Raw genomic sequence first — 12,562 nt, forward strand, 5'->3', positions numbered from 1 at the left:
TATAATGCAATGTTTGCAGCGAAAATTGCGTTTGTCGTCATTATAACGCATTTTTTGACCACGAATTGAAATTTTAACTGAGCATTGCTCGATTTTTTATTGATAAGTTGCAGGTAATTCCTATGGCAAGTTTTTCTACTAACGATTTTAAAGCTGGCTTGAAAGTCATGCTAGACGGCAACCCATGTTCAATCATCGAAAATGAATATGTGAAGCCAGGTAAAGGTCAAGCGTTCAACCGCGTAAAACTACGCAACCTACGCACAGGCAAAGTGCTTGAGCAAACCTTCAAATCAGGCGACACGCTAGAAGGCGCGGATGTTGTCGATACCGAAATGAACTATCTGTACAATGATGGCGAGTTTTGGCACTTCATGCACCCAGAGACTTTTGAGCAGCTACAAGCGGACAAAACTGCGATGGGTGACGCAGCACAATGGCTAAAAGAAAACTCAAACGCGCTATGCACCATCACGCTATTTAATGGCGCGCCTTTGTCAGTGACTGCACCAAACTTCGTTGAGCTTGAGATCGTTGAGACCGATCCAGGTGTACGCGGTGATACTTCAGGTGGCGGTGGTAAGCCTGCACGCCTAGAAACTGGCGCTGTGGTGCGCGTACCGCTATTCGTCCAACAAAATGAAGTTGTGCGTGTCGATACCCGTACTGGCGAATACCAAACGCGCGTGTCTGCGTAATTCTTGCATTTTATCATGCGAACAGGTGCTTGATCGGCACCTGTTTTTTTATTGTGTTTTGGGCTGAATTTTTATTGATAAAATCAAATATTTTCTAATGATTTATATAAATTACAAATCATAAAACAAATTAAACACAATTATTGATAAAGCCGTAAGTGCAACTGATGACAAAATCGGCAGTCGATGATAAACTATCATGACACATTTTGAAATATTTTGATCGAGAATGAGTATGACACAGCTAAATCAACGCACGGTTGCGCAAGCCATTACGGCGACAGGGATCGGTCTGCACAGTGGCAAAAAAGTGACGCTGACGCTAAAGCCTGCCGAACCTAATACGGGCATCATGTTTGAGCGCACGGATCTGGGCGCAAGCGTACCGATGCAAGCGGATCTGGTGGTTGATACCATGATGTCATCGAATTTGGTGCAGGGCGATGCGCGCGTTGGTACGGTTGAGCATCTGCTGTCAGCGGTGGCGGCGTGTGGACTTGACAATCTGATCATCCAAGTGGATGCTGCAGAGATTCCGATCATGGATGGCAGTGCTGCGCCGTTTTTGTTCTTGATCGATCAAGCGGGCATCCAAGAGCAGGACGCACCCAAAAAATTCATCAAAATCATCAAGCCTGTGGAAGTGGGCGATGGCAATAAATGGGCGCGCCTTGAACCGTATGATAATGGCTTTTTGATGGATTTTGAGATTGATTTTAGCCATGCTGCCATCGCTGCCACCGAGCAGAGCACACGCCTTGATTTTAATACCGCAAATTTCGCCATCGAAGTGGGGCAGGCGCGTACTTTTGGTTTTTTAAAGGATTTAGAATATCTACAAAAGAACAATCTTGCCCTAGGCGGCAGCCTTGATAATGCCGTTGTGCTTGATGATGACAAAGTGGTCAATGAAGGCGGTCTGCGTTATCCAAATGAGTTCGTGCGCCATAAGATGCTTGATGCGGTGGGCGATCTGTATGTCATCGGTCATCAGCTGCTGGGTAAGTTTTCTGCGTACAAATCAGGTCATGCAGTTAATAATAACCTGATCCGTGCGGTTCTGGCTGATGAAAGTAGCTATGAAATTGTAACATTTTATGACAAAGATGATTGCCCAATCGTCTATGTCGATGCAGGCGAATAATGATGTACTGAGTGAACGGCTGTACCGATGCCAAAAATGGTATAGAAAACTGCTAGAAAGATTGTCATATTGACCGTAGCATCAATAAGTTTCGCAAAAAATACCAACAGTTGCATATATAGCACCGTTGGTATTTTTTTTGTGGGTCCGAAAAACACTGATAATAGTAAGGGATTACAGTGGTGGCGGTAAGGGTTTGGAAAATAGTAACTGTGCAATGTTGTCGATAGCGATGGTGTGAAAAATCACAGCAAGATTGTAAATTTACAAAACTTTACAAAAACCATGTAACATCATAACAATTAATCAACACAATCAAATGACTTTGATCGTTAAGACAACCATCAAAGTCATATTAACAAATCACGGTTTGTCTTGGGCTAATTTAAGTAAAGCTGCACGCAAGCGTTCATTTTTCGTGACAAATTGCGCAGATTGTGCTATATTTTGCCTTGTGTTTTCGCTTAGGGTTCTATGTGAACTGTCTTGGCGAGCGTCTGATTGGATCGGCTTTGGGGCTAAAATTACCTTGAGCGACTGCAGATGACAAAAACACGAATCATAAGCGCGCAAAGCTTGAACACAATTCACCATCATATAGCGCGCATGATTCACCGCGGTGGCTGAGCTGAGTGAGATACACAGTTCGGTCGGCGACGCAGTAGCGACATAGCAGTCGGCAAGCACTGATTCGGGCAGTAGCTCTGATAATGCTTGGCGTACTATGATGGTCAGCTGATGCAGATGATGATACTGCCTTGATAAATTCGCAGGCAGTGCAGCGCCTGCAGCAGCATGATGCTCCAAGCGACTCGCCAGATGATTGGGCTTATTTGTTTTTGCCAATAAATCATTGATCGTTGTGGTTTTTGTAGAATCAGACATATCTCACCAGATAAAACTGTAGAACCTATGGACATGGTGTCCGCAGAGCAAGTGTATCACGCCTAAAGAGAAAAGTGGTAATTCTTCTGAAGAATGCCGCTTTTCTAGTACGCAAAGGAAGTGTGCTGCGTCCACGAGCTTTAAACAAAACCAACCAACAAAACACGCACAAGGCAACGCAAAGGGGCAGTCAAATCGCCGTATTTAAGGTATCGGCAGGACACATCGGCACTCACCATTTTAGCTGATGAGCCAAGCAAGCCATGCGCGTGGGAGAAACCTAAATGAAACGAGTATTTTGGCTAATGTCAGCCGTTGGCTTGACCATTGCACAATCAAGTGCCGCACAAAGCACTTATGCAGCCGAAGAAGCTTATGTTGCCAGCGTGCCTGATGTTGAAATCGACATTGACAGCGCCATCAACAGCCTAATCGCGAGCAGCAACCAAAATCCGCGCAGTAATTTACTCACTCAAGCCACCACAAATTACAGCTCAAATTTCTCTTCTGCACTAAGCAGCGTCGCCGCTAAGCTGACCAGCAACAGCGCACCAAGTATCGCTGCCATGCAGGCATCACGCACTGCATTAGGTCGCAGTATCGGTCGTTGCGCTTTGTATGTGCGCCGTGCACTACAAGCCGCTGGTTATGAATTCACCCCACAGCCATCTGCTTATCAATATGCCAACGGCACACTAGCAGGCGCAGGCTTTGTAAAAATCAGCAATGACAACTATCAGCCACAAGTGGGCGATGTCGTGGTATTTAACCGCACTAGCAAAAACCCACACGGCCATATACAAATCTATGATGGCAACCAATGGGTGTCAGATTTTCGTCAGCCGAATTTCAGCCCATATCGTCAGCACAATGGCTATACCGTATGGCGTGATGCGCGTTATATCGATGCATCTGCGAATACAGGCACTGTCTTGGCGATGAACTGATTTATAATCAGATGATAAAAACCCAGCTTATAGGCTGGGTTTTGTTTTGGGTAATGGCTTATAAACCATACAGCTGACACTCATTCATTAGGCTTATAAATGATTTGCCTTCGTAAATCTCATCAGTATTCCAAATGTCGGCAATCGCGTAACGGCTGCCAGTTTTAGTCAGTTGAAATTCTAATTTTTCTAAAGAACCGTGATTGCGGTAGCTGACCAACACATTGCCTTTTTTATTAGTGGTGAATTTTGGGTTTTTAATCATGGGATCAGAGCCACCCATCATATCCCAAGGTTGGCAGTTCATCTCGCCATCAGGAGTGCGCGCATTGTCATTGCGTACTGCGCGCTGAAAGGTAGGTGTAGCATTTTTTAAAATATTCGTACTGCGATGATTATTGAAGTTTTGGAAAACCTTTTTTACCACCGCGATTTTCTTACTGTTTTCTGTGCTGGTTTTGGCAAAGGTGATGTTCGGTGCAACTAAGCTTGCTGCAGCCAGTATACAAATCAGCGTGCGTTTCATCATCTTTCCTTGAGAGTGGAATGAGTTTTTATCATATCACAAATGATTATTTGCACAAAGCTATTTTTAGTAATTATTGTTAATAAAAATAATAGACAAACAAAAATGCCCAAAGCGAACTTCGGGCATTTTTGATTATCAGGCGAGAAGCTTATTTTTTCTGCCAAGTTTGGCTGCGACCAACCACTTTACCTGCGATCTTGTAGCCGCCTTTTAGGTCAAGCTTTGAGCCTTTTAGCGTTGCGTTCAGATCATAGGTTTTACCATTGACAGGGTCGGTGATTTTACCGCCGCTATACTTGCCGCCGCCATCAGCCTTTAGGCCAGTGATGACTGTGCGACCGACATAAGTTTTGGCTTTGGCGGTATTGCCTTCGACGATTTTACCTGTGAAGGTATTGCCTGATTGGCTGATTTGTACGACGGCTTTTGGCTGACCATCTTCATAAGTTTGCCAGTGACCGACGATACCGTCGGCGGCGAATGCTGATGCTGATAGTGCAAGACCAGCGCCGATTGCCATCAACTTGCTAGAGAATTTCATAAAACACTCCTTGGTGAAACACCTGTGATTAAAATCATTAAGAAAACCGCTTAAATCAGCCCAAAAGCTTAGCTGGCAGTTTCAAGCTTGAATTCATTATAACCAAGCGATTTGAGAATTGCAAACTGTCTAGACAAAGTTTTGTTATGGTTTACGGCTGATTTTGTTACAACGAGTGAACGAGTGTTTCTTTTGGAGAAATTTTGCACAAAATATAAGCAATTCAATCACTTAGCTGTACGATTCTTAGGCAAATGGATTGTTAATCGTCTCTTTCGTCTGTACAGCATCGCCATCTGTGACCGATAAGTCATTTGTAGAATCGCCAGCTGATGGGCGGTTAAGTCTGTCTGTAAGCTTTGTGACCAATACATCGGCAAAAGCTTGCAGTGCTTTGGCTTGGTTAAGCCCATCGGCATTGGGATAAATGGTCAAATCACCATAAATAGCAATGCCATCCAAGCCATTTTCGACGCTTAAGCCGCCAATACTCAGCGCTTCATGATCATTGTCAAAGGGGTGAATCATGTCATTTTCTCATTAAGATTTTCTTAAAAAATTCACAGCATAATCGATAAGTTCACCACCAAAGGCAAGCCAAGTGTCTCGATTGTTTAGGATGATGGCATCGGCTTGTTTTTGGGTCATCGGTGCAGGCAGATTAAAGGCGTGATGCTTGACATCGCTTGATAAATTTGGCATAGCATCAATGCCAGTGCGGGCAGACAGCTCAGATAAGCTGATGACTTCATAGTCGGCAGATGCACTATTGGCAGAGAAATACACCCCAGCTTGATTGATGCTTGGTATGTAGATTGCCTTAAAAAAGTGACTCGGAACTAAGACGCGTCCGCCGATGCGCTCACTCGTCGTACCAATGAACGCCACGCCCGTGACTACATAGACATCGTTATATTTGCTGGTTAGTGTGCGCGTGGCATTTTCGATGTGTCGCCACAGGTTACGGTTATGCTCACCGTTTTGTGGGACAATGTTAGCAAGGCTAAAGCTTGCGTACTGCTCATCATTGGTCGCCATGTCGCCATTGGGTGCGATGTGTCCGCGGTCAAATCCAGAGCGGCGATAGTCAGCAAGCTCGGCACGGTGATTGGGTGCAAGGCGTTTTTCGGCGCGAAAATTATCCACGCGTGTCAGGCTGCGCGCTTGTACTACGCGCTTGCGGTCTAGGTGTGATGCTGACCAAAATGGCGTACGCGACACGCCAGAGTACAGCGTAGCAAAGCCATCAAAGCATAGGGCATACAGCGATTGATTCAGCTTTTGCCCTTTATCACCGACCAAGACAGGCGCGGTACGCTGATAAAACTGCCCATCACATTGGGCGAAATTATTAAATTTATCTTCAAAATTATAAGCAATAACTTTGGGCGTGCTGATGGTGGGCGTGCCGGTTTTGGCAGGTGGTGTGGGCGGCGTTTGTTCAATGCTGACGCTGCAGCCTGCAAGTAAAACAGCAGTGCTTAGGGCGATGGTATAAAATTTGTGAAAAACTTTGGACATGGTATAGCTTGTAATTATGGGGCTTGTCGGTATAATGATTCGCTAAATCCTTGATTGTAGCAGTTATCCGCCATGACCACAAGCCAAAAATCCACTGATGCGCTGTCTGCCAGCTTTGCACCGCGCCTACTGACTTGGTTTCATCAGTTTGGACGCCATGATTTGCCATGGCAATACCATCACAAGCCTGAAGCTGACATCTATGCGGTGTGGCTGTCGGAGATCATGCTGCAGCAGACGCAGGTGGCGACGGTGCTTGGTTATTTTGGGCGGTTTTTGGAGAAATTTCCGACTGTACAGGCATTGGCGGCAGCCGATTGGCAAGATGTGGCGACGCTGTGGGCAGGGCTTGGCTATTATGCACGCGCGCGTAATCTGCACGCAGGGGCAAAGCAAGTTGCTGATTTTATTGATAAAAATGGTCACTTTCCGCAGACGCTTGATGAGTGGCAGGCGGTGCGCGGTGTCGGACGATCCACCGCTGGGGCGATCGTGGCGATGGGTGTGCGCGACTTTGGCGTGATCTGTGATGGCAATGTCAAACGCGTACTGACACGCCATCGTGCCATCGGTGATGACATCACCAAAAGCGCGACCGACAAGGCATTGTGGGAGCTTGCGACCTTATTGACGCCACAAACCGACAGCGGTAAATATGCCCAAGCGATGATGGATTTGGGCGCGACCATCTGCACGCGCACACGCCCAAAGTGCGATATTTGCCCTGTGGCAAGCGACTGCCAAGCGCGGCAGCTGGGGCGACAGACCGATTTTCCTGTTAAGAAAAAAGCTGCCGCCAAGCCGCATCGCCACAGTCTTGTCATTTCACTGATTCATAATGATCGCACGCTGTGGCTACATCGGCACAATGACGGCGGCATTTGGGATGGGCTGTGGTGCTTGCCGATGATGGCTTTGGATTATGGCGGGGATGGTGAGTTGTCTGTAGAAAATCTACAAAATCTGCTAGAAAAAGCATGGCAAAATTCAGCGAATGACAGCACGCAGTCTGTAGCACAATCCTTGGCAGAATCTCAGCTGATGACCACGCTTGATCTGCCCATCATCACACAGCCAATCAAACGCATCAAGCATACTTTGACGCATTTTCATTGGCATTTGTACCATTTATCAATACGCATTGATGATGCTGTCACAGCGCAGATTGATGATAAATTACGCGCCATCCATGCTGAGTTTGTGTGGTGTGTGGGTAGCCAAACGCTTGCCAAACCTGCTGCAATGGTAAAGTTGCTACAAGGGTAGCAAGACTAGCTGTAGGATTTGATAAAATTAGAACGAGCGCGCCTGTAACCAATCGACAATTTGTACCAATAAATTCTGCTCGCCAAATCCGTTTACCGCCGTGCGCGCATCGTCAAACAGCTGATCGGCATAAGCTTTTGCGCCATCGACACCCAGCAGCTTGACATAAGTGGATTTTTCCAATTTTTCATCGCTGCCAGCAGGTTTGCCAAGTGTTTCGGTATCAGCGATGACATCAAGGACATCATCCTGCACCTGAAAGGCAAGTCCCACCGCGCGAGCGTATTGACCAAGCTTTAGCATCATTGCATCATCAGCATCAGCACAGATGCCACCCATCAGCACAGATGCTTCAATGAGTGCACCTGTCTTGTCGCGGTGAATGGCTTCTAGTTCAGCTTGGGTCAGTGTCTTATTCTCACCTTCAATATCCAACATCTGTCCTGCGACCATGCGGCGCGCGCGCGGGGCAAGTGTGCCAAGTAGCTGCAGCCCGATGTCATCATCAGATGGCGTATCAAATATTGACTGTAAATCCATGCTTAATAATTCAAAAGCAATGGATTGTAGTGCATCACCAGCAAGCAGGGCAGTGCCTTCACTATAGACCACATGGCAAGTCGGCTTACCGCGGCGCAGCTCATCATCATCCATACAAGGCAAATCATCATGCACAAGTGAGTAGCCATGTATCATCTCCACGGCTAGCATCGCACGCAAGGTCATTTGTGCTTGCATCTGTAAGTCAGTATTTTCAAGGTTTGCAAGGCTGATAAAAGTCGCTGCGGTCAATAAAGGACGCACGCGCTTACCGCCATTGTGGATGGCATAGCGACAAGCGGCATTGAGTGGTTCTGGCAGATTGACCGTATCAAAAACGGTATTCATCACCCGTTCAAGTTCGGCACTTTGCCATGATTGTAGCTGGTTTAGTGTGTTAATTTTGCACAAAGTTTCGGTGAGATGAGTCATTTTATTTCTTAAGTTTATTTTGATAATATCGTACAGTCAGCACCGCTTGGGTCATGCCAAGTACAATCATGAGTACAAACAGCTCATTAATCGGCTGGTCGGCGGTCTTGATTGCGGTGTGAATCAAAAGAGCGATATATACCGCAAGACCAAAAGCGTAAATTTTAAATTTGCCCTTTGGGAAGTTCACCATTAGCGTCAAAAGTATGATCAAGATGATCGCCGTGCCAAACAGCAACCACAATCCGCCACCACCGATGACGATGAGCAATACGCCAGCGAGCATATACGCGGTCAGCACATCGGTGATGCCTTCTAAAAAGTTATAGCGCGGTTTGGTCTTTGAAGTTGCCATTTCATGTCCTTATGAATCTTTGTGTTGTGCCGATTTATGATTTGCGGCGGCTTTTGGTTTTGCCCGAGTTGCCTGATTTACCTGCTTTGCCTGTTGATTTGGGTTTGTCGATGGCTTTGGCAATGCCATCACTGCCCAATTGGCTCAGCTGTTCGACCAGCTTAAAGTCAATTTGCAATAAATCCATATTCACACCTGCCACTTGGATCAGTAGGCTGTCACCCAGTCCGAATTTTGAGCCTTTATCGCCGATGAGTTTTTGTTCTCGCTCATCATAATCAAAGTACTCATTGCCTAGTCCTGAGATGTGAATCAAACCTTCGATAAACAGCTCATTAAGGGTGACAAACAGCCCAAAGCTTGTCACCGTGGCGACAGTTGCGGTAAATTCATCACCGATATGGCGCTGCATATAGTGGCATTTTAGCCAGGTCTCGACATCACGAGAGGCTTCTTCGGCACGGCGTTCGGTGAGACTGGTTTGCTCGCCAGCTTCATCGAGCGAGCCGTATAGTGCATCGGCAGGTTTTTGGGCGGTGACCTTGTCCTTAATAGCACGATGCAGCATCAAATCTGGATAGCGACGGATTGGGCTGGTGAAGTGGCTATATTCATCATACGCCAAACCAAAATGACCAATATTATCAGGGCTATAATTCGCCTGCATCATCGAGCGAAGTAGCATACTGTGGATGCTCACCGCATCAGGGCGGTCGGCAGTGGCTTTGATGATACGCTGATAATCTTCATGCGTTGGCGACTCGCTTGGGAATGATAGGCCAAAGCTTTTGACATACTCGTGCAGGCGAGCGGATTTTTCGTCATTGGGCTTATCGTGGTTGCGATACAGCACAGGCAGTTCGTGCTTGAGCGCAAAATTTGCCGCACAGGTATTGGCAAGTAGCATCATCTCTTCGATGAGCTTGTGTGCATCACCACGAGTGCGAGCGACAATATCGACGATGTCACCATCTTTGCCAAATTTGATATAAGTCTCAGCGGTCTCAAACGCCATCGCACCGCGCTCTTCACGGCGGGCATCTAGGATTTGGTACAGCTGATGCAGTGTGTCAATCGATTTGAGCACATCGCCATTACGCACCAAATCATCAGGTAGGGTTTCGTTGGTTGGGTCATTAAAATAGGCATTGACTTGATTATAAGTCAAGCGTGCCTGTGAGTGCATCACCGCAGGGTAGAACTTGTAGCCAGTCACCTTGCCGCCACGAGAGACCTTGATATCAGCGACCATGCACAGACGGTCAACCTTTGGGTTCAATGAACACAAGCCGTTGGATAGGGCTTCTGGTAGCATCGGAATGACTCGATGTGGGAAATATACCGAAGTACCACGCTCATAAGCATCGATATCGAGTGCCGATCGTGGTGTGACATAATGGCTGACATCAGCAATGGCGACGACGACACGGAAGTTGCCACCGGCACGCTTTTCGGCATAGACAGCATCGTCAAAGTCACGAGAATCTTCACCATCGATGGTCACCAGTGGCAGATGACGCAAATCGACACGGCCAGCAAAGTCCTTGTCAGATGGCTCATCGAAGCTTGCCGCCTGTTTGAGCGTCTCTTTGCTAAATTCATGCGGAATGCCATAATTATACAGCGTGGTCTCGATGATTAATTCGCGATCATTCAGGTTGCTCAGTAGTTCGGTGATTTTGCCGGTGGCGAACTCTTGATAAGTCGGCAAATCGATGATAGCAACTTTGACATCATCACCGATACCAGCATTCATCGCCATCACATTGTCATCGCTGACGGTGATGGGCTGATGGGCGTTAGCACCAGATAACTGCACAAAAAACCCTTCGCCATCATAAGCAAGCTTACCAATAAACTCTAGCTGATGGCGGTGCGTGACAGCGGTGATGCGTGCTTCTGCCTTGCCCCGATATTCACTTGCGACCACTTCGATGCTATCGCCATCAAAGACCAGTCGCATTTGTTTTTCGTGCAAAAATAGGTCGGGCATATCAGGCAATACCACAAAGCCAAAGCCCTTGGGATTGGCGGATACTGTACCGCTCAAGATGGTCGGCAAAGGGGCGACACTAAAATGAATGCCATCACTACGCTCAAGCTGTGAATCTCTGAGCATGGCTTTTAGGCGATTGGTCAGGGCAAAAAACTTATCTTCATCGTCCAAAATGCCAAAATGCATGGCAAGCGACTCTTGGGTGGCAGGATTGCCTTGATTGGTGATGTCTGCCACCGTCTGCAAAATCAGCAGGCGTGATGGGATGGGGTTTTGGTATTTTGATGCTTCTACCGCTGCGTTTGGGTCATTCCATTTGGTTTTTTTTGTTTTGTTGGTCATAATTTACCTTAAAAATTTCTCTTCTGTGTTTTATCTATTGTAACATAAAGCTTGAAAAATTGTGCTTTATGGTCTATAAAATTCAGCAGGATATCGCACTTATCCACAAGCGTGATGCTGTGTTTTGTGGGTGTTTGTCGGCGATTGCTAAGTTGTTGTGTTGGTTTATTGTGGTTTGTTGTAGGTGAATGGGGTGAAAATGTCGATTGTGATTATAAACTTGGCAAAGGGCAATGTTGATGCTGATAAACAGGCTTGCCAAACTCGGTGGCTGGATGAAGTTGCCAAGCTTGAGCGTGTCTTATTGCCTGATGATGCGTGGGGGATGGATGAGATTTGTTCTAGTCTTGGGCAGTTTGGGGCAGGGCTGTTGCTTGCTGCAGATGGGGCTGATACCCAAATAATCAAGGGCTATTGCATTTATCAAATCGTCTTTGAAACTGCCGAAATCCATCGTATCGGCACGCATCCAAGCTATGCTAGGCAAGGGGTGGCGGCATCACTCATCACAGCACTCGTGGATGAAATGCAACATCGGCACAGCGATAATCTACTGCTAGAAGTCCGAGCGGACAATGCGCCTGCCATCAGCCTGTATCAAAAAATGGGCTTTATAGAGATTGATGTGCGAAAAGGCTACTACCAAACCGCGACAGGCCGCTATGATGCCATCATCATGCAAAAGCAAGTTGCACCAAGCCATGCCAATTCAGAATGATTGGCTAAGTGCCAAGAATACTTGGTAAAATAGTCAAATCAATCAAAGCGCAAAAGGTGATTGCCAATCATTAGCAATCACCACAGAGTGTGTCTGATAATCGTGGGCGATTATTTTTTCTTGGCAGGACCAAGTAGCATACCCATTTGACGACCTTCAACTTTCGGCGCTTGCTCAACGCTTGCAATCTCGGCAGTATCGGCGATGATGCGTTCAAGCTGTGCTTTACCGATTTCTTGGTGAGCCATCTCACGACCACGGAAACGGATGCTGACTTTCACCTTGTCTTTATCTTCGATAAACTCAACGATTTTACGAAGTTTGACTTGATAGTCGGCTTCTTCGGTACCTGGGCGTAGTTTGATTTCACGCACTTGGGTTTGTTTTTGGTTCTTTTTGGCTTCTTTGGCTTTTTGTTTTTGTTCGTACAAATAGCGCTTATAATCCATCACTTTACACACAGGTGGCTTGGCATCAGGAACGATTTCTACCAAGTCTAGACCATCATCAGCGGCGGTTTTTAGTGCGGTTTGGATATCTACCACGCCAAGCTGTTCGCCATCTTCTTTGACTAGGCGGACTTCTTTGGCACGGATTTCTTCGTTAATATTTAAACGGTTTGACGGTTTAATGGGTCTTACTCCAATC

General features: G+C 46.6%; 14 protein-coding genes. 5 read left to right on the forward strand and 9 right to left on the reverse strand.

What is annotated here, in order from left to right; all coding sequences use genetic code 11:
* The first annotated feature begins 122 nt into the window (after positions 1–122).
* Together efp and lpxC are read left to right on the forward strand one after the other, a co-directional pair.
* A complete protein-coding gene (gene efp / locus NKU06_RS07415; protein ID WP_253223101.1) occupies positions 123–698 on the forward strand; it encodes an elongation factor P in 576 nt (191 codons plus the stop codon).
* Positions 699–933: 235 nt separating this feature from the next.
* Positions 934–1,842, forward strand: coding sequence for a UDP-3-O-acyl-N-acetylglucosamine deacetylase (gene lpxC, locus NKU06_RS07420; RefSeq protein ID WP_254729721.1), 909 nt, complete (start codon positions 934–936; stop codon positions 1,840–1,842).
* Positions 1,843–2,205: 363 nt separating this feature from the next.
* Here lpxC and NKU06_RS07425 read toward each other — a convergent pair whose 3' ends face one another.
* The gene (locus NKU06_RS07425) at positions 2,206–2,727 is read right to left on the reverse strand and encodes a hypothetical protein (protein ID WP_253223103.1); all 522 of its coding nucleotides are present in this window, start codon (positions 2,725–2,727) and stop codon (positions 2,206–2,208) included.
* A 284-nt stretch (positions 2,728–3,011) separates the two neighbouring features.
* Here NKU06_RS07425 and NKU06_RS07430 point away from each other — a divergent pair, with 284 nt between their 5' ends.
* The gene (locus NKU06_RS07430) at positions 3,012–3,674 is read left to right on the forward strand and encodes a CHAP domain-containing protein (protein ID WP_254729723.1); all 663 of its coding nucleotides are present in this window, start codon (positions 3,012–3,014) and stop codon (positions 3,672–3,674) included.
* Between the two features lie 58 nt (positions 3,675–3,732).
* Here NKU06_RS07430 and NKU06_RS07435 read toward each other — a convergent pair whose 3' ends face one another.
* The 4 genes from NKU06_RS07435 to NKU06_RS07450 all read right to left on the reverse strand — a co-directional run bounded on the left by NKU06_RS07435 (position 3,733) and on the right by NKU06_RS07450 (position 6,265).
* A complete protein-coding gene (locus NKU06_RS07435) occupies positions 3,733–4,200 on the reverse strand; it encodes a hypothetical protein (protein WP_254729725.1) in 468 nt (155 codons plus the stop codon).
* 151 nt (positions 4,201–4,351) lie between these two features.
* The gene (locus NKU06_RS07440; RefSeq protein ID WP_253223106.1) at positions 4,352–4,744 is read right to left on the reverse strand and encodes a DUF2147 domain-containing protein; all 393 of its coding nucleotides are present in this window, start codon (positions 4,742–4,744) and stop codon (positions 4,352–4,354) included.
* A gap of 246 nt (positions 4,745–4,990) precedes the next feature.
* Positions 4,991–5,272 carry a hypothetical protein gene (locus NKU06_RS07445; protein WP_253223107.1) on the reverse strand — a complete coding sequence of 94 codons (282 nt, stop codon included), beginning with the start codon at positions 5,270–5,272 and terminating at the stop codon, positions 4,991–4,993.
* Positions 5,273–5,284: 12 nt separating this feature from the next.
* Complete coding sequence (locus tag NKU06_RS07450) at positions 5,285–6,265, reverse strand: DNA/RNA non-specific endonuclease (RefSeq protein WP_254729727.1); 981 nt, start codon at positions 6,263–6,265, stop codon at positions 5,285–5,287.
* Between the two features lie 72 nt (positions 6,266–6,337).
* On the opposite strand from NKU06_RS07450, the gene mutY reads away from it, so the two are divergent.
* Positions 6,338–7,531, forward strand: coding sequence for an A/G-specific adenine glycosylase (gene mutY / locus NKU06_RS07455; protein ID WP_253223109.1), 1,194 nt, complete (start codon positions 6,338–6,340; stop codon positions 7,529–7,531).
* Between the two features lie 27 nt (positions 7,532–7,558).
* Here the strand turns inward: mutY and NKU06_RS07460 are convergent, their stop codons facing one another.
* Genes NKU06_RS07460 through rnr form a run of 3 tightly spaced genes read right to left on the reverse strand, consistent with a single transcriptional unit; the run spans position 7,559 to position 11,196 of the window.
* On the reverse strand, positions 7,559–8,503 hold the full coding sequence (locus NKU06_RS07460; RefSeq protein WP_253223110.1) for a polyprenyl synthetase family protein: 945 nt from the start codon (positions 8,501–8,503) through the stop codon (positions 7,559–7,561).
* Between the two features lies 1 nt (position 8,504).
* On the reverse strand, positions 8,505–8,858 hold the full coding sequence (locus NKU06_RS07465) for a hypothetical protein (RefSeq protein ID WP_253223111.1): 354 nt from the start codon (positions 8,856–8,858) through the stop codon (positions 8,505–8,507).
* A 34-nt stretch (positions 8,859–8,892) separates the two neighbouring features.
* A complete protein-coding gene (gene rnr / locus NKU06_RS07470; protein WP_254729729.1) occupies positions 8,893–11,196 on the reverse strand; it encodes a ribonuclease R in 2,304 nt (767 codons plus the stop codon).
* A gap of 199 nt (positions 11,197–11,395) precedes the next feature.
* Here rnr and rimI point away from each other — a divergent pair, with 199 nt between their 5' ends.
* A complete protein-coding gene (gene rimI, locus NKU06_RS07475) occupies positions 11,396–11,914 on the forward strand; it encodes a ribosomal protein S18-alanine N-acetyltransferase (protein ID WP_254729731.1) in 519 nt (172 codons plus the stop codon).
* 110 nt (positions 11,915–12,024) lie between these two features.
* On the opposite strand, the gene infC is transcribed toward rimI, so the two are convergent.
* On the reverse strand, positions 12,025–12,522 hold the full coding sequence (gene infC / locus NKU06_RS07480) for a translation initiation factor IF-3 (protein WP_199174105.1): 498 nt from the start codon (positions 12,520–12,522) through the stop codon (positions 12,025–12,027).
* Positions 12,523–12,562: the final 40 nt, after the last annotated feature.

The organism is Moraxella sp. FZLJ2109 (assembly GCF_024296965.1).
Taxonomy (GTDB): domain Bacteria; phylum Pseudomonadota; class Gammaproteobacteria; order Pseudomonadales; family Moraxellaceae; genus Moraxella.